We start from the raw sequence: 23,201 nt of genomic DNA, 5'->3' as shown, positions 1-23,201 counted from the left end.
GGGTCGGGGGGCAGGGGGCTGGGTTCAGGGGTCGAGGGACGGGAGCCAGGGGGCCGGGGCCGGAAGTGGGGGAGAGGCCCGGGGCGACGGGACGGGCTCAGAGGCTTCCGCGGGCGTCCCGCAGGATCTTCTTGGTCTGCTGCGCGGACGCGGCGTGGGTCGTCATGTGGTCGAGGACCTCCAGGTGCCCGGAGACCTCCTTGCGATCGTCGAGGTACAGCGCGCCGGTCAGGTACTCGGTGACGACCATGTCGGGCAGTTCGGGCTCGGCGAAACGGAAGAGCGAGAACGGCGCGGACGTGCCCGGATGCGGGCCGGCCGCGAACTCGGAGACCTGCAGGGTGACCCGGTCGCGCTCGGCGAACGCCATCAGCCTGTCGAGCTGTTCGGACATCACGGCGGCGTCCACGCTCACCGGCCGGCGCAGCACCGTCTCGTCCATCACCACCCACAGATGGGGCGGGTCGTCGCTCTCCAGCAGACGCTGGCGGGCGAGGCGCAGCGACACATGCCGTTCGATCGACTCCGGGGTCGTCTGCCCGACGGTCCCGGCCTCCAGTACGGCGCGCGCGTAGGCCTCCGTCTGGAGCAGGCCGGGCACGAAGTGCGGTTCGTACGAGCGGATCAGCCGGGCCGCGCCCTCCAGGCTCACGTACAGGCTGAACCACTCCGGCAGCACATCGTGGTAGCGCTGCCACCAGCCGGGCCGGTTCGCCTCCTCGGTGAGCGAGACGAACGCCTCCGCCTCCTCGTCGCCGACGCCGTAGGCCGCCAACAGCACCTGTACATAAGGGACCTTCAGGGCGACGTCGGCCGTCTCCATGCGCCGCACGGTCGCCGGAGCCACGCGCAGGGCGCGGGCCGCCTCCTCGCGGCCGAGACCTGCCGCCTCACGCAACTCCTGGAGCCGCCTGCCCAGTACCACCTGGCCCACCGTGGGTGCGGGCCGTCGTTCACTCACCCCACGTCTCCCCTACGCCTCGAGGCACGCGGGCCAGTGTGCCACGTTCCGGCGTCACTCTCGCGGGAACGGAGCCGAACATTCATCTGGGTTCTGATCTGAGATGCCGTCAGTGGATCAGAGAGTGGAGGTACTTGACCGTGGCGGGATCCGCCGGCAGGAACGTCTCGACGGCCAGCTCGGCGACCGTCACGTCCATGGGGGTGTTGAACGTGGCGACGGACGAGATGAAGGAGAGCACCCGCCCCTCGTGCTCGATCAGCATCGGCAGCGCGAAGTGATGGACGGGATCGGCCGGTTCGTCCACCGGTCCGCCTGCCGTCCCCGGCCCGTCCTCCGCCACCGGGTACGCGGCGACCTCCTCGTACAACTCCCGCAGCGGTGCCGAGCGGTACAGGGCGATCTGCCGCTCCATCTGCGCCAGCAGATGACCGCGCCACTCGCGCAGGTTGCGGATGCGCGGCGCGAGACCCCGCGGGTGCAGGGTGAGACGCATCGCGTTGAGCGGCGGCGCGAGCAACGACTCCGGGACGCCCTCCAGCAGCATCGTGATCCCCCGGTTGGCCGCCACCACGTCGTACCGCGCGTCCATCACCAGCGCCGGATACGGCTCGTAGCCCTGGAGCAGCCGCTCAAGACCCGCGCGCAGCGCGTCCAGTGCCGGGTCGTCCAGCGGGGTCTGCGGGTAGTGCGGGGCGTAACCGGCCGCCAGGAGCAGCGCGTTGCGCTCACGCACCGGCACGTCGAGGTGCTCGGCGAGCCGCAGCACCATCTCCTCGCTGGGCCGGGACCGGCCCGTCTCGACGAAGCTGATGTGCCGGGCCGAGGAGTCGGCGCGCAACGCCAGCTCCAGCTGGCTCATCCGCCGCCGCTCCCGCCAGCCCCGCAGCAGCGGACCGACGCCCTGGCCGGCGGGGGCGGCGGAGGCGGCGTGCGTACCGGTCGAGACAATGGTCATACGTACGACCGTAGTTGAGGAGCGCTTGGATGAACGACTGGCGGAAGTCTTCCCTGGAGTCGACGGCGGTGTACCGCGCCCGGGTACGGGGCTGCCTCCTCGGCGGGGCGCTCGGCGACGCCCTCGGCTACGCGGTCGAGTTCTCCTCCCTCGACCGGATCCGCGCGGCCCACGGACCCAGGGGCCTGACCCGGCTCGTGCCCGACGGCGAGGGTGTGGTCGGCCACGTCAGCGACGACACCCAGATGACCCTGTTCACCGTCGAGGGCCTCCGTACCGCGGTCAGGAGGGCCCGGCTCAAGGGGATCGCCGGGGCGGAGACCGCCCTGGTGCGCCAGGCGTACGGACACTGGCTCGAGACCCAGCAGCGGCCGGGGCCGGCCGACGGGGTCACGGGCGGCCTCCTCGCCGAGCGCTGGCTGTACGCTCGCCGCGCCCCCGGCAACGCCTGTCTGTCCGGGCTCGCCCAGAGCCACGTTCCCGACCCGTGGGCCGAGCTGAGCGGTGCGCCCGGGCCGGTCAACCCCGGCTCCAAGGGCTGCGGCACCGTGATGCGCTCGGCACCCTTCGGTCTCGCCCACTCCTCCGCCGAGCACGCCTTCGGCATGGCCGCCCGCTGCGCCCAGACCACCCACGGCCACCCGACCGGCTACTACGCGGCAGGCGCGCTGGCCGCGATCGTGGCGTATCTGACGCGGGGGGAGTCCGTCGAGGGGGCCACCCTGCGCGCCCTGCGGCTGCTCGGCCGCCACCCCGGCCACGAGGAGACCTCCGCCGCCCTGAACCAGGCCCTCGACCTGGCCGCCGAGGGCGATCCGAGCCCCGAGAAGGTGGAGCGGCTCGGCGCCGGCTGGGTCGCCGAGGAGGCCCTCGCCATCGGCGTCTACGCGGCGCTGGTCACGCACGGGGTGGAGGACGCCCTGCTCCTGTCCGTGAACCACTCCGGCGACAGCGACTCGACGGGTTCGATCTGCGGCAACATCCTGGGTACGCGGCACGGCGACGGCGGGCTGCCGCACGAATGGCTGGAGCAGGTGGAGGGCCGGGCCGTGATCGCCGCGCTGGCGGACGATCTGGCAGCCGAGTGCCTGCGCGATTGAGCCGGGCGCCGCGCTGGTGACCAGGGCCGTAACGGCTTTCCTGTGGCACGCTGGACAGGTACGCGACATCAGGAAGGGAGCCGTGCCATGGCCGTCGAACCGCTGTCGCAGCAGGAGATCGAGGACCGGCTGTCCGAGCTGCCCGGCTGGTCCCTGGACGGCGACCGCCTCACCCGCGCCTACCGGCTCGGCTCCCACGCCGCCGCGACCGCCCTGGTCGTCCATGTCGCGCGGATCCAGGACGAGCTCAACCATCACTCCGACCTCACCCTCGGCTACAACACCGTGTCCCTCGCCGTGAACACCCACAGCGCGGGCGGCTCCGTCACCGACCTCGACGTCGAACTCGCCCGCCGGGTGGAGGCCGTGGCCCCCGCGCACGGAGCACGCTGACCTGCACCGACGGCGCCGACCCGCGTTGACCCGTGCGACGGACGGGACGCTGCAGGCGGGGCGGGCGGCGCGGGACCGTACGAGCAGGGGTGCGGTGGTCGGTGGTCGGTGGTCACGGAACGGGGGAGCGCGGGTGCTGGACTACGACGAGGAAGCCGAACGTTATGACGCCTGGCGCGGCGGTGAGCCCAGGGCGGCGGCCGCCGCGGAGGGCGTCCTCGGTCTGGTACCGGACCGGGCGCGCAGCCTGCTGGACGTGGCCTGTGGGACGGGCATCGTCACCCGGCGCCTCACGGCCGGGCGCCCGGGCCTGCGGGTGACGGGCCTGGACCGGGCGCCGGCCATGGTCAGTCACGCCGCCGCCCGGTTGCCCGGAGCGGTCGTCCTCGCCGACGGCCGCCGACTCCCCTTCCGGAACGGGGAGTTCGACGCCGTGAGCAGCGTGTGGCTGCTGCACCTCGTCGAGGACGCCACGGACGCGCGGCGGATCGTCGCCGAGTGCGCCCGGGTGCTGCGGCCCGGCGGGGTGTACGTCACCACCGTCGACAAGGGTGCCTCCCACAACGTGGGCAGCGACATCGATGCCGTGCTGTCCTCGCGCCCGCAACGCCCGGCCTCCGACACCGCGGCGCTGGTGGCGTCGTACGCCGCCGAAGCAGGCCTGGCCCCGGCGGGGCAGGCCCGTTTCGCCGGGCGGGGGCAGGGTCGCAGCCCACGCCGGGCCATCGCGGACCTGCGCCGCGGCTGGTTCGTCACCCTGCCACCCGGTCACCCCCTGGCCGACGGGTTCGCCGCCCACCTCGCGGCGCTGCCCGACCAGGACCGGCCCCGCCCGGACCCCGCGTTCACCCTGAGGGCGTTTCGGAAACCGGTTCCCGGTCCGCTTCCCGGTCCGCTTCCGGACGAGTGAAGTCCATGACCCAGTTGGTCAGCCAGGTCTCCCCGCCGTCCAGCGAGAAGGCCTGCTCCCAGCGGGCGGACGTGTCGCACACCCCGGACCAGACGAAGCGGGCCCGCACGTCCTTGCCGTCGTGCGTGTCGTCGCCGTAGAACTCACCGCGGTCGCGACGACCGCCGCGGTGTTCGTCGGCGTCGCCGAAACCGCCGATCATCGGCGGGAACAGCCTGCCGCTCCGGCTGGACGACCAGTTCAGCGACCACTGGCCGCTCTCCCGGTCGAAGAGCCTCAGCGTCAGCCCCTTCGCTCCGAGGTGCGGCATGTCGATCTCGTCGATGTTCGCGGCCCCGTCGAACAGCGGCCGGCAGTGGGCTGTGGACGAGAACTCCTCCCAGTCGCCGGCGGGGTCGAGGAAGTCGGTGCGCCGGCGGTGCCGGACCTCCCACGCGCCGTGGAGGAAGTCGAAGTCGCGCGGGCTGCTCATGAGCGGTCTCCCGTCGTTCCCTCGGGCAGGGAATCGGCCAAGTAGGCGTCGAGGTCGGGGACTTCGGGTGCGCGGCGGGCAAGCATGTGCCGTACCCACGCGTCCCGTTCGTGCAGGATCGGCGGCAGTTCCCAGACGCAGCCGATCCAGGGCCGGTCGGTCGTCACGAAGTGGCCCGGGTCGTCGTCCGGGCAACCGAGCACCGGCTGGCCCGCGGCCGCGCCCCGGAAGTGCAGGACGTTGTCCCACACCCAGCTGTAGACGTTGAGGTAGGCGCCGTCGTCGCCGCCCCGGTGCAGCACGACGAAGGTGCCGGGCGGCGTCCCGTCCGGCGCCGGCAGCAGCTCGGGAAGGATCGCGTACGCCGCCCGCTCCACCTCGGGCGCGATGCCCGCCGGGTCGGAGGTGACGTGGTAACGCTTGATCCACCGCCCCGCCACCTCGATCGGCGGGTGCACCGTGAGCAGCTTCTCCGCGAAGGGGAGCGTGGGGGAGGGGGCGAGGAGGCGGAGATCGGGGGAAACATGGGAAACGGAGTTCATGGGCGGGACGCTAGGCCCGCTTCACTGACACCATGTGTCAGTGAAGTCCAGCCGACTCGTGTCGATCCTGCTGCTGCTCCAGACCCGGGGCCGGATGACCGCCGCCCAGCTCGCGGAGGAGCTGGAGGTGTCGGTGCGTACCGTCTACCGGGATGTGGAGGCACTGGGCACGGCGGGTGTCCCGCTGTACGGCGACGCCGGTCACGCCGGCGGCTACCGTCTGCTCGACGGTTACCGCACCCGTCTGACGGGACTGACCGCCGACGAGGCGGAGGCCCTCTTCCTGGCCGGTGTCCCCGGTCCCGCCGCCCAGTTGGGCCTCGGTCCGGTCCTGGCCGCCGCCCAGCTGAAGGTCCGCGCCGCGCTGCCGCCGGAACTGCGGGCGCACGCGGACCGGATCAGCGGCCGCTTCCATCTGGACGCTCCCGGCTGGTACACGGACGCGGGGGCGGACGAGACGCCGTATCTGGCGGCGGTCGCCGACGCGGTGTGGAACAACAGGATTCTGCATACCGTATACCGTCGCTGGCGTGAGCCCACCGACGTCGAACGGCGGCTCGAGCCCTACGGCCTGGTCCTGAAGGCGGGACGCTGGTACGTCGTCGCCGGCCCGGGACCACGCACCTTCCGTGTCGACCAGATCCTCGAACTCAGCGTCTCCGGCGAGGTGTTCACCCGGCCGGACGACTTCGACCTGGCGGCCCACTGGACGGCGTACCAGCAGGGCTTCCACGAGCGGCTGTACCAGGACAGGGCGGAGGCGGTGGTGCGACTGGCGCCGGGGGCGACCCTCGCCCGTGCGGTGCGACTCGACGCACCCGCCGGGGCGGACGGCTGGACGGTGGCCAGGGTCCCCATCGAGTCCGTCGAGCACGCCCACGCCGACTTCCTGCGGCTGGGAGCGGACATCGAGGTGCTCCAGCCGCCGGAACTGCGTGAGCGGATCGCCCGGACGGTGACAGAACTGGCCGCGGTGTACGGCAACTCCCTTGTGGACGGCGGCAACTGAGAGACGGAACCCGTCCGTCCCTCCCTGGAGGTACGTCTCGTGCAGCACCCGCATCCGCACCCGCCTTCCCCTCCGCACCCGGAGCCTCGTCCATACGCGGATCCCCCTACGCGCAGCCACCGCAGACGAAGGGTCGTCCTCTCCGCGCTGGTCGCCACCACGGCCCTGGTCGGCGCCGGGCTGACCACGCTCGGCGCCGGCACGGCCGAGGCCGCCACGGCCCGTCAGGTGGAGGCCCTCGACCGGGGCGTCGTCAGCGTGCACACCGACAGCGGCAACCTGGTCAGCTGGCGCTGGCTCGGCACCGACCCCGACAGCGTCTCCTTCAACGTCTACCGGGCCGGCACCAAGGTCAACCCGGCCCCGGTCACCGGCTCCACGAACTACTTCCACTCCGGCGCCCCGTCTCAGGCCGACTACACGGTCCGCGCGATCGTGAACGGTGTCGAACAGGCCGACTCCGTCCACGCGATCCAGTTCCGCACCGGCTACAAGGACGTCCCCATCACCCCGCCGGCCGGCGGCACGACCCGCGACGGCGTCGCCTACACCTACGAGGCCAACGACGCCTCCGTCGGAGACCTGGACGGCGACGGCGCCCTGGACATCGTCCTGAAGTGGCAGCCGACCAACGCCAAGGACAACTCCCAGTCGGGCTACACCGGCAACACGATCGTCGACGGCGTCAAGCTCGACGGCACCCGCCTGTGGCGCGTCGACCTCGGCCGCAACATCCGCTCCGGCGCCCACTACACACAGTTCCAGGTGTACGACTACGACGGCGACGGCAAGGCCGAGATCGCCATGAAGACCGCCGACGCGACGGTGGACGGCACGGGCGCGGTGATCGGCAGTTCCTCCGCCGACTACCGCAACTCCAGCGGCTATGTGCTGTCCGGGCCCGAATACCTGACCATGTTCAACGGCCAGACCGGCAAGGCGATGAGTTCCGTCGACTACGTCCCGGCCCGCGGCACGGTCTCGTCCTGGGGCGACTCGTACGGGAACCGCGTCGACCGGTTCCTCGCGGGAACCGCTTACCTGGACGGTTCCCGCCCCTCGCTGATCATGGCACGCGGTTACTACACGCGTACCGTGATCGCCGCCTGGGACTGGCGGAACGGGGCCTTCACCCGCCGCTGGACCTTCGACACCAACTCCTCCAGCAACACCGGCAAGGGCTACGACGGCCAGGGCTCGCACAGCCTCTCCGTCGGGGACGTCGACGGCGACGGCAAGGACGAGATCGTCTACGGCGCGATGGCGGTGGACGACAACGGAAACGGCCTGTGGACCACGAAGACGGGGCACGGCGACGCCCAGCATCTCGGTGACCTCGACCCCTCGCACGCCGGCCTCGAGTACTTCAAGGTCTCGGAGTCGACCGGCCAGCCCGCCGAGCTGTACATCAACCCGGCGAACGGCACCGTCAACTGGAAACTGGCCGCCTGCTGCGACAACGGCCGCGGAGTCGCCGGTGACATCTGGGCGGGCAACGACGGTGCCGAGGTCTGGTCGGCCTCCGACACCTCGATCCGCGACGAGGCGGGCGCGACCAAGGGCCGGGAACCGTCCTCCGTCAACTTCCTCTCCTGGTGGGACGCCGACCCCGTCCGCGAACTCCTGGACGGCACCCACATCGACAAGTACGGCACGTCCTCGGACACCCGCCTGCTGACCGGCTCGGGCGTCCACTCCAACAACAGCACCAAGGCGACCCCGTCGCTGTCCGGCGACCTCCTCGGCGACTGGCGTGAGGAGGTCGTCTGGCCGACCAACGACAACACGGCCCTGCGCATCTACTCGACGCCGTACGAGACGACGACACGCATCACGACCCTGCTCCACGACACGATGTACCGCACCGGCCTGGCCTGGCAGAACACCGCCTACAACCAGCCCCCGCACCCGAGCTACTTCCTCGGCAACGGAATGCCGACCGCACCCCGCCCGACGGTCTACACGCCCTGAGCGAGCGAAGGGTGCGCGTCCCGGTCCCCGGGGCGCGCACCCACCGTCGTCAGCTCACCGTGCAGCTCTGCTCACCCAGCTTGAAAGCCGTCGGTTTCGTGTTCGATCCCGACCAGCTGCCCGTGAAGCCGAAGTTCACGGACGAACCGGCCGCGACGTTGGCGTTCCAGCTCACGTTCTTCGCCGTCACCGTCGAACCCGACTGCGTGTAGCCGGCGTTCCACAGTTGCGAGACTGTCTGGCCACTCGGGAACGCCCAGTTGAGGTTCCAGCCGGACCAGGTGCTCGTGCCCGTGTTGGCGAGCCTGACGTCCGCCTGGAAGCCCCCCGACCACTGGTTGGTGATGGTGTACGTCACCGCGCAGGCGCCGGTCGGCGTGGGGTCGGTGGGATCCGTCGGATCGGTGGGGTCCGTGCCCCCGCCGCCGGTGTCGGAGGTGTCGCCGTAGATGACACCCCGGCCGTTCGTCGAGACGTAGACCCGCCCGTACACCCTCGGGTCACCCGTGATCGCGTCGCCCGTCCAACCCCACTGATGGACATCGTCGTTGATCCGGGTCCAGGTCACGCCCTTGTCCGTCGAGCGGAAGATGCCCCGCACTCCGGCGATCTTCGCGCTGGTGTAGAGGGTCTGGTACGACGCTCCCGTCGCCGCCTTGCCGAACCCGATCGTGTCGGCCTGCTCGACCCCCGACAGCTTGGTGAAGGTCGCGCCGGCGTCCGTGGAGTGCCACAGCCCGTATGCCCCGTCGCTCGCCCCGCCCGCCAGCCAGACATCGCCCTTCGTGCCCGGCAGCGCCTTGAATCGCACGCTGTCCCCACTGGGCAGACCGGTCGCAGCGGACCCGGTGAAGGTGGCTCCGCCGTCCGAACTCACGTAGAACTTGCCCGACTTGAACCCGTAGAAGGTCTTGGGGTCGACCCGGTCGGACTCGACGATCGCGCCGGCCGGGATCCCGCTCGACGCCTGCCACGAGGTACCGAAACCGGTGGTGTACTGCACACCGGCGCCCGCCGGGCTCCAGACGAAGCGGCTGCCGTCCGCCGCCGCGGCGACCGTTCCGCCACCACTGACCCCCGAAGGGTCCGTCCCCGCGAACCAGTTGGCGCCGTTGTCTGTCGAGAACGCCACGTGCGGCCCCGAGTCCAGGTTGCCGACGCGCACCACGGTGTTCGGGTTCGTCTCGGCGTAGTCCAGGCTCGTCGTCGACGTGAAGTTCGGGGAGGTGAACATCATCGACGGCACCTTCGTCAGGTCCGTGTGGCGGAAGCCGCCGATGTCGCCGAGCGCGCTGAGCAGCGGCGCGCCGGACGGCGGCGAGGCGATGTCCAGAACCGCCGTCTCCTCCAGTCCCTGCACCATCGGCTTGATGGTGAACTGGCCCCCGCTGTCCCAGTTGGCCAGGTTCTCCGTGCCGTAGACCGTCGCCCCCGTGCCGTACATCATGCGGCTGGAGTTGAACGGGTCGATCTCCAACGCCTCGGTCATCCAGCCGAGTTTGGGCGCCTGCTCCGGCGGCGACGGGTTGGCGCCCCAGGTCAGCCACGGCGACGACGAGACATCCATCGTGTACCGGTTCGCACGGTTGGGGTACGACGTGTAGTCCCACGCCTTCGTCCAGGTGCCACCGCTGTCCGTCGAGCGGAAGATCTGGGTGTCCGGCCACCAGGAACTGTAGGCGGTGGCCATGACGGTGCCGGGCTTCTGCCGGTCGATCGTCAGCCCGCTGAAGCCGTAGTACGTGTCGGCCTCCGCCACCGGACTGATGTCCGTCCAGGTCCCGGTCGCCGTCGCGTATCTCCACAGCCGGCCCTTGCCGCCGTCGTACGGGCCGCCCTTGTCGCTGTATGCGATATACAGATAGCCGTTGACGGTATCCAGTACACCCTTGTGGGCCAGGTATCCCGTCGGCTGCCCGGCCAGCCGTGTCCAGGTCGCGCCCGCGTCCGTCGACCGGTACACGGCGTTGTCCTTGTCCGCCACGCCGACGTAGACCGTCTTCGTCGCGGTGCCGGACGTCCCCGTGGACTCGTCGAAGGTGACCCAGACGATGCCCTGGTTGTCGGAGGCGTACCCGCTGGAGTCGGTCGGATCCTGCTGGTAGTTGCCGACATTGGGGAAGTTCGCCACCTGCGACCAGGTGACTCCCGAGTCGGTCGACCGCCACAGGCCCTTGCCGCTCGGCGCACCCAGATACAGCACGCTGTTCCTGTTCGGGTCGACCGCCAGGCGCTCCCCCATGCCGCGGCCGGGCATGTTGCCGCCCAGCTTGTAGGGCAGGTCCGTCTTCTGCCAGCTCGCGCCCCGGTCGGCCGAGCGCAGCACGGCCCCGTTGCCCGGATCCCAGCTGTTGGTGTACGTGCCGACCGCCGCGTACACCTTGTTCGGGTCGACGGAGTCGGAGGCCAGGCTCACCACGCCCGTGTGGCCCCAGTCCGCCCAGCCGACCGAGTCCAGCAGCGGTGTCCAGGTCTTGCTCGACTCCTGCCAGCGGTACGCGCCGCCGATGTCGGTGCGGGCGTAGGCGAGGTTCTTCTCCTTGCGGTTGAAGACGATGCCGGGCACGAAGCCGCCGCCGTCGATCCGGGCGTTCTTCCAGGTGTACGACTCTGCGGCCAGCGTCGGCTGGGGGCTGCCGTCCGCCGCCAGTACGGGCGGACTGCCCGCGATCAGGCCGGCGGCGAGCGCCAGAACGGCGGTGAGGATACGGGTTCTTCGCACGGTGGGGGTCCTTCCGTGAAGAGGAGCGCGCGAGGGCCGGGCGGCCCCCTGTGCGGGTGGGGGCCGCCCGGCCGGGTGGCCTCGTCGTCAGGTGACGAGGCCGCGCACGCGGAGCCTTCAAGCGGTCCGCCGGGGGGCGGTGCCACCCCGGGCCCCCGAGCCCCGAAGGGGCGAGAGGGGGGCACGGGGAGCTGCGTGACCGGCCACATCCGGCCCGCAGACGAACACCGTCCGACCCGCGGAGCGCTCAGCGGGGGACTATTCGAGAAGCTCCGCGTACGAGCCCATGGCCAGGGCGATGTCCGCCTGGGCCCAGAAGCGGTGGTACGTGAACACGGGCGCGGCTCCGCCCGCGAGATAGCTCTCGATCTTCGACCAGGCCGGGTCGTTCTTGTAGAAGGACCGCAGTGAGGCGAAGGTCGAGGAGGAGTTGATCGCGTCGCCGTTCGGCATCTTGCCGCTGAAGGTGCTCGGGACGTACACGCCGTCGTCGAAGCGGTTGTAGTCGGCGCGGGTCTCCGGCACCGCGATGCCGAGGGCGTCCTGGTTGTTGGCCCACATACCGTCCAGGAGGGCCTTCGCGGTCGTCTTCGCCTCGGTGTCACCGGACTTGGCGGCGTAGTACGTCAGGGTCTTGGCGTACGCGGCGGCCACGCCGACGTCGTTGGTGTAGTCGGCGACGGTGACATGAAGTCCCGTGTTGGCACCGGGACTTGACGCGTTCCAGGTGTCGGGCTGGCCCGACCACTGGAGCGTGGAGGGGATCAGGAAGCTGCCGTCCGGGTTGATCGTGGTCTTGGACAGCGCCCAGTCGACCCACTTGTCGAGGACCGCCTTGGCGCTCGCGTTCCCCGTCTGCTGGTAGTACTCGGCGACCCGCTCCATCGACCACGCCTGGAAGCCGAACCACTGGTTGGACGGCGGGTCGTGGTAGACGGGCTGCTGGTCGTAGTACATGCCGTAGAAGGTCGACGTGCCGGTCGGGGGAGTCGCGTAGCGGCCCGCCCAACTGTTCGTCGCCCCGCCCGCGATGGCGCCCTCGCTGGACTGCAGCCAGCGGTAGAACTCCAGCTGCCGGGACAACGACTTCGCCCAGTCCGCCTGGCCCGTCGCCGACTTGGGCTTCAGGTCGGCGTAACTGCTGAGCGCGTAGGCGGCCAGCGGGTTCTGGTAACCGCCGTGGGTGTGACTGGAGCCGATGCGCCAGGCCCAGCCGGCGCTGGTGTCCGTGGCGCCGCCCCAGGCGTAGTACCAGGACATCAGGTAGTGCGAGGCGTCCTTGCCGGTGCCGGCCGCGCAGGCGGTCGGTCCGACACAGTTGCCGATCTTCTTGAAGTACTTGTCGTACATCGAGTAGCGCAGGTAGTCGCCCATCTTCGCGGCCTTGCCGACGGTCGCGGAGACGTCACTGCCCTTGCCCTGTGCCTCGGCCCAGATGTCCGCCCAGTACGCGGCCTGCACGGCCCGCGCGTCGGCGTCCGGGGCGTTGGTGAACTTCCACTGCTTGGCGTAGGAGGCATCGCCGGTGAACAGGTCCAGATACCCGTTCGTGCCGCCGTACTTGAAGGCGTCGCAGGTCGGCTGCGGCACCGTCTCCCACACGGACTCCTGCGAGCCGCGCTGGAAGGTGTTGATGTACGACGGGCCGGTGTCGGTCGGGCCGGCCTCGCACTTACCGGGCGCGTTGCCGTAGCCGTAGGTGTTGTCGACGTCCTGAAGCCAGTGCATACCGTAGACGTCGTCCGTACCGTATGCGGTCTTCAGTTCACCGGCTATGGGATCCGATCCCACGGACACACCGGTGTCCAGCTTCGCCGGATACTCGTTCGGAGTGTCCAGCTCGGGCGCGTACGTCGCCGGTTTGGCGGCGTTGTAGAACGAGTTGGTCGGCTGGTCGGCGTGCGTGGGGATCATGTACTTCTCCATGATGTCCCAGGCGCCGTTGAACTTGGTCCAGTCGCCGGTGATCTTCCCGTACATCGCCTGCAGCCAGAGAAGGTAGCTGTAGGCCTCGGAGGTGGTCTCGTGCCCCTGGTCCGGGGCCTCGACGATCAGCGTCTCGACCGAGTGGTACGGGATGCCCTCGGGGGAGAAGTAACCGTTTGCCGGGTTGGTGATCTTGCCGTAGAGGTCGAGGAACCGGGCGTCGTACGCCTTGGTGCCCGCGATCTCGGTGGCCGTGACCGAGGCCTTCGCGTGCCCGGTGGCCGTCGACTCGAAGGTCGCGGCGCCCGTGCCCGAGGCGTTGGCCGTGATGGTCACGTTCTGGGCGGCGCTCCAGTTGGACGGCGTGAAGGTCAGGCTCGCGCCGCCCGTCACCGTCAGGCCCGTGTTGCCGGTGGTGCGAGCGGTCGTGACGGTCACGTTGGCCGACGGCTGGGTCGACAGCTTCAGCGAGTAGGTGCCCGTCTTGCCCTGCTGCACGGCGAGTTGGTTGGTCGAGGCGACCACGGCCGGTCCCGAGGCGATCCTGATGCCGACCGGGGTCGACGACGCCGAAGCGCCCAGGCTGTCGTACGCCTTCGCCACCAGGGAGTGACTGCCCACGGACAACCCGGAGGCGGACAGCGTGTACGGCGAGCTCGTGTCCGTCCCCAGCAGGGTCGTGTCGTCATAGAATTCGATCTTGCTGATGGTCGCGTTGTCGGCGGCCGCGGCGGTCGCCGCGAGCGGCACCGCGTCCCCCTGCGTGTAGACCGCGCCCGCGGTCGGGCTGGTCAGCACGGTGACCGGCGGCTGGTGCGCGCCGACACACGTGGTGCCGTTGACCGCGAAGCTCGCGGGAGCGGCGTTCGTCCCGCTGTAGGTGAACTGCCCGCCCGTGCTGACCGCGGCGCCGGCGGCGATCGTGCCGTTGTAGGAGGCGTTGTTCACCGTGATCTGCTGACCGGACTGCGACCAGCTGCCGTTCCACCCGTTGGTCAGCTTCTGGTTGCCCGCGTAGGAGTACGTCAGGGCCCAGCCGCTGATCGGGTCGGTGCCCCGGTTGGTGAGGGTGAGGTCGGCGGTGAAGCCTGAACCCCAGTCATTGGTCTTGTAGTCCACGCTGCACTGAAGTGCGGCAGCCTGGGCGGGAGTTGTGCTCGTGCTCAGCATGGCGAGGGGAAGCGCGAGGGCCGCCAGAGCGGCGGTCCACAGGCGCCGCGCCCCGCGGCGTCTGCGTGAGGGATCCATGGTGCTGGTTCCTCCTTGCGGCTCGGAGAAGTGGGGGAGGAGCAACAAGCCTTGAACCAGTGGGAGCGCTCCCATAGTGGGTATGGGGGTGTGAGCGGTCAAGGTGCTTGAAGAGTCGAAAAGATTCGACGAGGGATGTTGAGGGAAAGTCAGTGACGCCTCTGTTCTTTGCCAGCACTTGGCGCTAGCTTCGAGACACCAGTGGGAGCGGTTCCATTCAGTCGACGCGTCTGTTCACGACGCGCCTGAGCTGCAAGGAGTCGCTCATGCGACACCCCCCGCGTTCAGTACTTTTAGCCGTGGCCGGCATGGTCGCCCTCGTTGCGGGCGCCCTGTTACCGGTCGTCACGGCGCAGGGAGCCGTGCCCGCGTGCACGGTCGAGTACTCGGTCACCGGCCAGTGGGACGCCGGCTTCCAGGGCGCCGTGAAGTTCACCAACAATGCGGCAGCCCTGACCAGTTGGAACCTCACGTTCGACTTCGCGGACGGCCAGAAGGTGACCCAGGGCTGGAGCGCCAAGTGGTCCCAGTCCGGCACCGCCGTCACCGCCGCGAACGAGAGCTGGAACGGTTCCCTGGGCACCGGCGCAAGCGTCAGCGCGGGGTTCATCGCGTCCACCTCGAAGACGAACGCCGCACCGACGACGTTCAAGCTCAACGGCACGACCTGCAACGCCGACTCCGATCCGACCCCCACGCCCACCCCTACCACACCCCCCACGACGGACCCGCCGGACACCGGCGACGAGCCGCCCGCACTGCACGTCTCGGGAAACAAGCTCGTGGACGCCGACGGAAACACCCGCCGTCTGCTCGGGGTGAACCGTTCCGGCGGCGAGTTCATGTGCGTACAGGGACGCGGCATCTGGGACGGACCGGTCGACGACGCCTCCGTCAAGGCGATCGCCGACTGGAACGTCGACACCGTGCGCATCCCGCTCAACGAGGAGTGCTGGCTGGGCCTTTCGAACATCAACTCCGCCTATGGCGGCACGAACTACGTCAACGCCGTCAAGGAGCTGGTGACCCGCGTCGAGGCGCACGGCATGACGCCGATCGTCGAACTGCACTGGAACTACGGTCAGTACACGGGTAATTCGGCCGGCTGCTCGGATGTGCACGCCAGCTGCCAGAAGCCGATGCCCGACATGCAGTACACCCCGTCGTTCTGGACCGCGGTGGCCAACACCTTCAAGAACGACCAGGCCGTCGTGTTCGACCTGTTCAACGAGCCCTACCCGGACCGCGCCACCTCCACGACCACCCAGGCGTGGCAGTGCTGGCGGGACGGCGGGACGTGTCCCGGCATCGGGTACGAGGTCGCCGGTATGCAGGATCTCGTCGACTCCATACGGGCGACCGGAGCCAGGAACGTGATCCTGGCCGGCGGGCTCGCGTACTCCAACGACCTGAGCCAGTGGCTGACGTACAAGCCCACCGACCCGACCGGCAATCTCGCCGCCGCGTACCACGTCTACAACTTCAACACCTGCGCGAACGAGAGCTGCTGGAACTCCACTCTCGCCCCCGTCGCGGCCCAAGTGCCGCTCGTGGCAGGGGAGATCGGGGAGAACACCTGCTCGCACGGTTTCGTCGATCAGGTCATGAAGTGGTTCGACGACCGCGGCCTGTCGTACCTGGGCTGGACCTGGAACACCTGGGACTGCTCCACCGGTCCGTCCCTGATCTCCGGCTACGACGGGACGCCCACGGCGTACGGGGCCGGCCTGCGTGACCATCTGCGCGCACTCGACGGATAGGCGCCACCTGCCCCATCAACCAGGTCGGTCGAGCCGGGCCGAAAAACCCGGTCTGTTCGAACGCGATCGACGGCCGATCAGCACCACCGAAGAAACGGACATCACCCGCAACCGAGAAGGAAACCCGCACTCATGAGCCGTAGCAGAACAGCGGTACTCGCCGCGCTGGCGCTGGTCGCCGGCGCCTCCGGGACGGCGCTCGCCGTCGTCCCCGGCGATCCGGGCATCGCCGCCATCCCGTGCAGCGTCGACTACAAAGTGCAGAACGACTGGGGCAGCGGCTTCACCGCCGCCGTCACCGTCACCAACAACTCGGCCGCTAAGTCGAGTTGGGCGGTGAAGTGGGCGTACGCCGGTACCCAGAAGGTCACCAACGGGTGGAACGCGAAGATCACCCAAGCCGGCACGGCGGTCACCGCCAACAACGAGACCTACAACGGGACGCTGGCGACCGGCGGTTCGGTCAGCTTCGGATTCCAGGGCACCTACAGCGGCACCAACGCGATCCCGACCACGTTCACCCTCGACGGCGTGACCTGCAACGTCGACAGCGGTACCGGCACCCCGACCGACCCCGGCACCCCGACGGACCCCGGCACCCCGACGGACCCCGGCACCCCGTCCACCAAGGTCGACAACCCCTACGTCGGCGCCAAGGTGTACGTGAACCCCGAATGGTCGGCGAAGGCCGCCGCCGAGACGGGCGGCAGCCGCATCTCCAGCCAGCCGACCGGAGTGTGGCTCGACCGTATCGCCGCCATCAACGGAGTCAGCGGCGGCATGGGTCTGCGCGCCCACCTCGACGCGGCCCTCGCCCAGAAGGGCAGCGGAGAAGAAGTCGTCCAGCTGGTCGTCTACGACCTGCCCGGACGTGACTGCGCCGCTCTCGCCTCCAACGGCGAGCTCGGCCCGACGGAGATCGACAAGTACAAGACGCAGTTCATCGACCCGATCGCGACGATCCTCGCGGACAGCAAGTACGCCGGCCTGCGGATCGTCACCACCATCGAGATCGACTCGCTGCCCAACCTGGTGACCAACACCGGCAGCCGGGTTACCGCCACCGCGGCCTGCGACACCATGAAGGCCAACGGCAACTACGTGAAGGGCGTCGGGTACGCGCTGAACAAGCTCGGCGCGATCCCCAACGTCTACAACTACATCGACGCCGGTCACCACGGCTGGCTCGGCTGGGACGACAACTTCGCCCCGTCCGCCCAGCTCTTCTACCAGGCGGCGACCGCCGAGGGCGCGACCGTCGACGACGTGCACGGCTTCATCACCAACACGGCGAACTACAGCGCCCTGAAGGAGAACAACTTCACCATCAACGACTCCGTGGCCGGCAAGTCGGTCCGTGAGTCCAAGTGGGTGGACTGGAACCGGTACGTCGACGAGCAGTCGTACGCCCAGGCCTTCCGGAACCAGCTGGTCACCGCCGGCTTCCGGTCGAACATCGGCATGCTGATCGACACCTCCCGCAACGGCTGGGGCGGCACCGCCCGGCCCGCCGGACCGGGCGCCACGACCAGTGTGGACACCTACGTCGACGGCGGCCGCTACGACCGCCGCTTCAACACCGGCAACTGGTGCAACCAGTCCGGCGCCGGTCTCGGCGAGCGCCCGAAGGCCGCACCGGCCGCCGGGATCGACGCGTACGTGTGGATGAAGCCGCCGGGTGAGTCCGACGGCTCCAGCTCCGCCATCGCGAACGACGAGGGCAAGGGCTTCGACCGGATGTGCGACCCGACCTACACGGGTAACCCCCGCAACAACAACAACCTGTCGGGCGCCCTGCCGAACGCGCCGCTGTCCGGACACTGGTTCTCGGCCCAGTTCCAGCAGCTGATGCAGAACGCGTACCCGCCGCTGTAGGTCGGTGCCGAAACGCGAGTCACTCCGCACGGCAGTGAGGTGAGACGACAGTGCGGTTTCACGACAGTGCGGTGAGACCACGATGAGGTGAGACGACGGTGATCCGTCGGGGTCGGTGGACAGCCCACCCGGGCCGGCCAGCCCCGGCGGCCGCCAACTCCACAGGTGAGCAGTTCCTGTCCGGTCGCTCCAGCTCGTCGGGAGCGGCCGGACAGGCGCGATCCGGTTTGCTGGTGGCATCCATTTTGTTGCCACACCGGCAACAAAGGTGGCCCCGGACCGGTGCGTCGGCGCACGCTGACAGCACACCGGACGAGAGGCTGACGCCATGGCGCCCCACCCACACGAGACCCGCGACGACCGGCCCACCCCGGGCCAAGGCCACGCCCCGGGATCTACGCACGGCCATGGTCATGGTCATGGTCACGGCCATGACACCGATATCGACTGGGCCGAGATGGCCCCGCATCTCGAGGCCCAGGCCGAACTGTTCACGCCCCTGTACGAGCGGGCCCTGTCCTGGCTCGGGAAGGAGGTGACCGAGCCGGGGCTGATCGTGGACGTGGGCAGTGGTCCCGGGGTGGTCTCCTGTCTGTTCGCCGAGACGTTCTCCGGTGCGCGGATCACGGCGGTGGACGGTTCCGCGCCGCTGCTGGAGCGGGCGCAGCAGCGAGCCGACCGGCTCGGGTACGGCGACCGATTCGACACCCTGGCCGGTGAACTCCCTGATGTACTGGCCGAGTTGGACTACCCGGCCGATCTGCTCTGGGCCGGCCGCAGTCTGCATCACTTGGGCGACCAGCGCGCCGCTCTGGCCGCCTTCGCGGAGTGCCTCGCGCCCGGCGGGACACTGGCGATCATGGAGGGCGGTCTGCCGGCCCGGTTCCTGCCGCGAGACCTCGGTTTCGGGCGACCCGGCCTGGAGGCACGGCTCGACGCGCTGCAGGAGGAGTGGTTCGCCCGGATGAGGGCCGATCTGCCCGGCGCCGTCGAGGAGGCCGAGGACTGGGCGGCGCTCCTCTCCGCGGCCGGTCTGAAGCACGCCCGTGCCCGGAGCTTCCTGCTCGACCTGCCCGCGCCCGCCTCCGACCGGGCTCGCGCCTACATCGCCGCGTCCCTGTCGCGGCTGCGGGACGTCTTCGGTGACAGCCTGGGCGCTGACGACCGCGCCATGCTGGACCGGCTGCTCGACCCGCGGGACGAGGCGGGCGTGCACCGCAGGGCGGACGTGTTCGTGCTCGCCGCGCACACCGTGCACACGGCGGTGAAGCCGGTCCCGTAGACGTCAAAGGGCCAAGTCCGCCTGAGAGGGCTTGACTTGGAGAGCGCTCCAAGTGATGGACTGCGTGCCGCGCGACGTACGCCGAGCTACGGCTACGAGCTACGAGCTACGGGCAACGGGCTACGGACGACGGGCAACCCAGCGCGTCCGACGTACGCGGCCAGACGCACAGCCGACGCAATGGGGGGCACACCATGAGCAACGTCTCGGGCACTTCGGATTCTCCGGTCGCACTCATCACCGGCGGCGGCAGCGGCATCGGTGCCGCGGTCGCACGGCAGCTGCTGGACGCCGGCTACCGGGTCACGGTCACCGGCCTCGGTGAGGAGCGACTGCGTGCCTTCGCCGCGGAACTCGGTGAGCCGAAGGGGCTGCTGACGGTGGCCGGGAATGCCGCCGACTACGACTGTGTACAGTCGGCGGTCGACCGTACGCTCGATGCATTCGGGCGACTGGATACAGTCGTCGCCAACGCGGGGACCGCCACCCACGACTCGGTCGCCGAGGGTGACCCGGCCGGGTGGACCGATATGGTCCTGACGAACGTACTCGGACCCGCGCTCCTCATCAGGGCGTCGATCGACGCCCTGAAGGAGACCCGGGGACGGATCGTGCTGATCGGGAGTGTCGCCGGCTTCGTGCCCACCCCGGGCAACATCTACGGGGCGACGAAGTGGGCGGTGACCGGCCTCGCGGAGAACACCCGCCGCCAGGTCACCGAGTGGGGGGTCGGCGTGACGCTGATCGCGCCCGGCCGGGTGGAGACCCCCTTCTGGGACAGCTACGGCAGCCTGCCGCCCGGGCAGCTGCTGACCGCCGACCAGATCGCCGACTCCGTCGTGTGGGCCATCGGGCAGCCGGCGGGCGTCGACATCAACACCGTCGTCGTACGGCCGATCGGCCAGCCCAACTGACCAGTCCGCCGACGTGTCGAGGGCGCCCCCCCGAACCGGGGGGCGCCCTCGACACGTGCGGGGGAACCTAGCCGACGTCGAACGTCGCCGGGTCCGGACCGATGCGCCGGTCCTCGTTAAGGGCGCTGATCGCCGCCAGGTCCTCGGTGTCCAGGCTGAAGTCGAACACGTCGATGTTCTCCTTGATCCGCGACGGCGTCACGGACTTCGGGATCACGACGTTGCCGAGCTGGAGGTGCCAGCGCAGCACGACCTGTGCCGGGGTGCGGTTGTGCTTCTGGGCGATGGCCACGATCGCCGGGACCTCGAGGAGGCCCTTGCCCTGACCGAGCGGGGACCACGCCTCGGTGGCGATGCCCTGCTCCGCGTGGAACTCGCGCGAGGCGTGCTGCTGGAGGTGCGGGTGCAGCTCGATCTGGTTGACGGCCGGGATGACCGTCGTCTCGCCGATCAGCCGCTCCAGGTGTTCCGGCAGGAAGTTGGACACGCCGATGGCACGCACCCGGCCGTCCGCGAGGAGCTTCTCGAACGCCTTGTACGTGTCCACGTAACCGTCGCGGGAGGGCAGCGGCCAGTGGATGAGGTACAGGTCCAGATAGTCCAGGCCGAGCTTCTCCAGCGAGGTGTCGAACGCGCGGAGCGTCGAGTCGTATCCCTGGTCGCTGTTCCAGAGCTTGGTGGTGACGAAGATGTCGTCGCGGGGCACGCCGGAGGAGGTGATGGCCTTGCCGGTGCCCTCCTCGTTGCCGTAGATCGCCGCTGTGTCGATGCTGCGGTACCCGGCCTCCAGCGCGGTGGAGACCGCCTGCTCCGCCTCGTCGTCCGGCACCTGCCAGACACCGAAGCCCAGCTGGGGCATCTCCACGCCGTTGTTGAGGATGATCGGGGGGACCTTGCTGCTCACGAGCTCTTGATCCTTCGGTTGTCCGTCAAAGTGGTACTCCCATCGTCAACGATCACGGCGAGTGATGCATTCCTGACCCCCGAATTCGTCTCGGGGGCCGGTTCCGGAAGCTCGCCCTGCCCGTCGCGGGAGCCGTCGGAAACGTGTTTCACGCCCGCCGCCGGACACCTTACGAGCGGTACAGCGCGTCGACCTCGTTCGCGTAAGCGTTTTCGATCGCCTTGCGCTTCAGCTTCAGAGACGGGGTCAGCAGCCCGTGCTCCTCCGTGAAGGGCTGGGCGAGGATACGGAAGGTGCGGATCGACTCGGCCTTCGAGACCAGCGTGTTGGCCGCTACGACGGATCGGCGCACCTCCGCCTCCAGATCCGGGTCGCTCACCAGCTCGACCGGGGTCAGCTGCGGTTTGTTGCGCATCTGGAGCCAGTGCTCGACGGCCTCCTGGTCGAGGGTGACCAGAGCGGCCACGAACGGCCGGTCGTTGCCGACGACGATGCACTGGTTGACCAGCGGATGATCACGCACCCGCTCCTCCAGCACCCCCGGCGAGACGCTCTTGCCGCCGGAGGTCACCAGGATCTCCTTCTTGCGGCCGGTAATGGTGAGGTAACCGTCTTCGTCGAGTGATCCCAGGTCACCGGTGGCCAGCCAGCCGTCGTGCAGGGTCTCGTCGGTGGCCTTGGGGTTGTTGAGATAGCCCTGGAACACGTTTCCGCCGCGCAGCCAGATCTCGCTGTCGTCCGCGATGTGCACGGTCATGCCGGGGATCGCCTGGCCGACCGTGCCGTATCTGGTGCGTCCGGGCGGGTTCGCGGTCGCGGCCGCGGTCGTCTCGGTCAGGCCGTAGCCCTCGTAGATCTGCACACCCGCGCCGGCGAAGAACAGGCCGAGCTTGCGGTCCATGGCCGAGCCGCCGGACATGGCGTGCCGCACCCGGCCGCCCATCGCCGCGCGCACCTTGGAGTAGACGAGCTTGTCGAACAGTTGGTGCTGCATCCGCAGACCCGCCGAGGGGCCGGGCCCGATGCCCCAGGCCTTCGCCTCGACCGCCTCGGCGTAGTTCACGGCCACGTCGACGGCCTTCGCGAACGGTCCCGCCTTGCCTTCCCGCTCCGCCTTGCGGCGGGCCGCGTTGAACACCTTCTCGAAGATGTACGGCACGGCCAGGAAGAACGAAGGTCTGAAAGCGGCCAGGTCGGGGAGCAGAGCGGCAGCGTGCAGCTGGGGTTGGTGGCCGAAACGGACCTTGCCGCGGATCGCGGCGATCTGCACCATCCGCCCGAAGACGTGCGCGAGCGGCAGAAACAGCAGGGTCGCCGCCTCGTCGCCCTTCTTCGAGTGGAACACCGGCTCCCAGCGTTCGATGACCGTGTCCGCCTCGAACATGAAGTTGCCGTGCGAGATGACACAGCCCTTGGGCCGGCCGGTCGTACCCGAGGTGTAGATGATCGTCGCGGTCGAGTCGGGGGTAACCGCTTCCCGGTGCCGGTGCACCACGTCGTCCTCGATGGCGGCGCCGGCGTCGTACAGCTCCTGCACGCAGCCCGAGTCGAGCTGCCACAGCTGCCGCAGCCGGGGGAGGCGGTCGATGACGGTGGCGATCGTCATCGCGTGGTCCTCGTGCTCGACGATCGCGGCCGTGCACTCGGCGTCATAGAGCATCCAGAAACACTGCTCGGCCGAGGAGGTCGAGTAGACCGGCACCACCTGGGCGCCGATCGTCCACAGGGCGAAGTCGAAGAGCGTCCACTCGTAGCGGGTGCGGGACATGATCGCGACGCGGTCGCCGAAGCGGATGCCCTGCGCGAGGAGACCCTTGGCCAGGGCGAGAACCTCGTCGCGGAACTCACCGGCGGTCACGTCCCGCCACTCGCCCCCCTCGTCCTTGCGGCCGAGAGCGACGTAGTGCGGGTCCTCCTGGGCATGCCGGAACACGACGTCGGCCAGACCGCCCACCGGCGGTGCCAACGCCAAGGGAGGGTTGGTGAACTCGCGCAAACCCGCACCCCGCTTCTCCTGGCCGCACAGCGCCGTGAAAGCTACCCCACCCGACGGCGGGAGGGGAGGGGGGCGGAAAACGAGTGATGCTCTCGTCTGCGCTGGTCAGTGCCGGAAAATGGGCTCACATGGGGAAGGGTCGGACAGAAAACTGACGGAAGAGTAAGTTTCGGCACCGTAATCTCCACCGAATCTGCCCGTACCGCTTACTCTGCCGCCCCTTCCCACGGTGGTCCCGGCCCGTGCCCCTCAACCCCT

The 23,201-nt window shown here is 69.6% G+C and carries 17 protein-coding genes; 9 read left to right on the top strand and 8 right to left on the bottom strand.

Going from position 1 to position 23,201, the window contains the following annotated elements; genetic code table 11:
* Positions 1 to 97: 97 nt before the first annotated feature.
* The gene (locus ACFVYS_RS03910; RefSeq protein WP_389498551.1) at positions 98 to 961 is read right to left on the bottom strand and encodes a helix-turn-helix domain-containing protein; all 864 of its coding nucleotides are present in this window, start codon (positions 959 to 961) and stop codon (positions 98 to 100) included.
* A 109-nt stretch (positions 962 to 1,070) separates the two neighbouring features.
* Positions 1,071 to 1,919, bottom strand: a complete 849-nt coding sequence (locus tag ACFVYS_RS03905) for a helix-turn-helix domain-containing protein (protein ID WP_389498549.1) — start codon at positions 1,917 to 1,919, stop codon at positions 1,071 to 1,073.
* Between the two features lie 29 nt (positions 1,920 to 1,948).
* On the opposite strand from ACFVYS_RS03905, the gene ACFVYS_RS03900 reads away from it, so the two are divergent.
* The 3 genes from ACFVYS_RS03900 (at position 1,949) to ACFVYS_RS03890 (ending at position 4,322) form a co-directional block, all read left to right on the top strand.
* The gene (locus ACFVYS_RS03900; RefSeq protein ID WP_389498547.1) at positions 1,949 to 3,019 is read left to right on the top strand and encodes an ADP-ribosylglycohydrolase family protein; all 1,071 of its coding nucleotides are present in this window, start codon (positions 1,949 to 1,951) and stop codon (positions 3,017 to 3,019) included.
* 87 nt (positions 3,020 to 3,106) lie between these two features.
* The gene (locus ACFVYS_RS03895; protein WP_389498545.1) at positions 3,107 to 3,412 is read left to right on the top strand and encodes a 4a-hydroxytetrahydrobiopterin dehydratase; all 306 of its coding nucleotides are present in this window, start codon (positions 3,107 to 3,109) and stop codon (positions 3,410 to 3,412) included.
* 133 nt (positions 3,413 to 3,545) lie between these two features.
* Positions 3,546 to 4,322, top strand: coding sequence for a class I SAM-dependent methyltransferase (locus ACFVYS_RS03890; protein WP_389498543.1), 777 nt, complete (start codon positions 3,546 to 3,548; stop codon positions 4,320 to 4,322).
* Here ACFVYS_RS03890 and ACFVYS_RS03885 read toward each other — a convergent pair.
* Together ACFVYS_RS03885 and ACFVYS_RS03880 are read right to left on the bottom strand one after the other, a co-directional pair.
* Positions 4,258 to 4,794 carry a hypothetical protein gene (locus ACFVYS_RS03885; RefSeq protein WP_389498541.1) on the bottom strand — a complete coding sequence of 179 codons (537 nt, stop codon included), beginning with the start codon at positions 4,792 to 4,794 and terminating at the stop codon, positions 4,258 to 4,260. The genes ACFVYS_RS03890 and ACFVYS_RS03885 overlap by 65 nt on opposite strands.
* On the bottom strand, positions 4,791 to 5,336 hold the full coding sequence (locus ACFVYS_RS03880; protein WP_389498539.1) for a hypothetical protein: 546 nt from the start codon (positions 5,334 to 5,336) through the stop codon (positions 4,791 to 4,793). The genes ACFVYS_RS03885 and ACFVYS_RS03880 overlap by 4 nt, the downstream gene beginning before the upstream one ends.
* Positions 5,337 to 5,376: 40 nt before the next feature.
* Here ACFVYS_RS03880 and ACFVYS_RS03875 point away from each other — a divergent pair, with 40 nt between their 5' ends.
* Together ACFVYS_RS03875 and ACFVYS_RS03870 are read left to right on the top strand one after the other, a co-directional pair.
* Positions 5,377 to 6,345, top strand: a complete 969-nt coding sequence (locus ACFVYS_RS03875; protein WP_389498537.1) for a helix-turn-helix transcriptional regulator — start codon at positions 5,377 to 5,379, stop codon at positions 6,343 to 6,345.
* 39 nt (positions 6,346 to 6,384) lie between these two features.
* Positions 6,385 to 8,316 (top strand): rhamnogalacturonan lyase, encoded by a 1,932-nt coding sequence (locus ACFVYS_RS03870; protein WP_389498535.1) that lies wholly within the window; start codon positions 6,385 to 6,387, stop codon positions 8,314 to 8,316.
* A 49-nt stretch (positions 8,317 to 8,365) separates the two neighbouring features.
* Here the strand turns inward: ACFVYS_RS03870 and ACFVYS_RS03865 are convergent, their stop codons facing one another.
* Entirely contained in the window at positions 8,366 to 11,038 is a 2,673-nt protein-coding gene (locus tag ACFVYS_RS03865) for a cellulose binding domain-containing protein (RefSeq protein ID WP_389498533.1), read from the bottom strand.
* Between the two features lie 258 nt (positions 11,039 to 11,296).
* A complete protein-coding gene (locus ACFVYS_RS03860) occupies positions 11,297 to 14,212 on the bottom strand; it encodes a glycoside hydrolase family 48 protein (protein WP_389498531.1) in 2,916 nt (971 codons plus the stop codon).
* A 266-nt stretch (positions 14,213 to 14,478) separates the two neighbouring features.
* Between ACFVYS_RS03860 and ACFVYS_RS03855 the strand changes: the two genes are divergently transcribed.
* The 4 genes from ACFVYS_RS03855 to ACFVYS_RS03840 all read left to right on the top strand — a co-directional run bounded on the left by ACFVYS_RS03855 (position 14,479) and on the right by ACFVYS_RS03840 (position 20,043).
* A complete protein-coding gene (locus tag ACFVYS_RS03855; protein WP_389498529.1) occupies positions 14,479 to 15,972 on the top strand; it encodes a cellulase family glycosylhydrolase in 1,494 nt (497 codons plus the stop codon).
* Positions 15,973 to 16,104: 132 nt separating this feature from the next.
* Positions 16,105 to 17,847, top strand: a complete 1,743-nt coding sequence (locus tag ACFVYS_RS03850) for a glycoside hydrolase family 6 protein (RefSeq protein ID WP_389498527.1) — start codon at positions 16,105 to 16,107, stop codon at positions 17,845 to 17,847.
* 328 nt (positions 17,848 to 18,175) lie between these two features.
* Positions 18,176 to 19,129 carry a class I SAM-dependent methyltransferase gene (locus ACFVYS_RS03845; protein WP_389498525.1) on the top strand — a complete coding sequence of 318 codons (954 nt, stop codon included), beginning with the start codon at positions 18,176 to 18,178 and terminating at the stop codon, positions 19,127 to 19,129.
* Positions 19,130 to 19,323: 194 nt separating this feature from the next.
* Positions 19,324 to 20,043: an SDR family oxidoreductase gene (locus ACFVYS_RS03840; protein ID WP_389498523.1), complete on the top strand. Its 720-nt coding sequence runs from the start codon at positions 19,324 to 19,326 to the stop codon at positions 20,041 to 20,043.
* A 67-nt stretch (positions 20,044 to 20,110) separates the two neighbouring features.
* Here the strand turns inward: ACFVYS_RS03840 and ACFVYS_RS03835 are convergent, their stop codons facing one another.
* A complete protein-coding gene (locus ACFVYS_RS03835) occupies positions 20,111 to 20,947 on the bottom strand; it encodes an aldo/keto reductase (protein WP_389498521.1) in 837 nt (278 codons plus the stop codon).
* A 169-nt stretch (positions 20,948 to 21,116) separates the two neighbouring features.
* On the bottom strand, positions 21,117 to 22,943 hold the full coding sequence (locus ACFVYS_RS03830; protein WP_389498519.1) for an AMP-dependent synthetase/ligase: 1,827 nt from the start codon (positions 22,941 to 22,943) through the stop codon (positions 21,117 to 21,119).
* Between the last annotated feature and the right edge of the window lie 258 nt (positions 22,944 to 23,201).

It is taken from the genome of Streptomyces sp. NPDC058295, from assembly GCF_042880655.1.
Taxonomy (GTDB): domain Bacteria; phylum Actinomycetota; class Actinomycetes; order Streptomycetales; family Streptomycetaceae; genus Streptomyces; species Streptomyces coriariae.
Note: the sequence above shows the minus strand (reverse complement) of the source record. Positions and strands in the feature narration are given on the sequence as shown.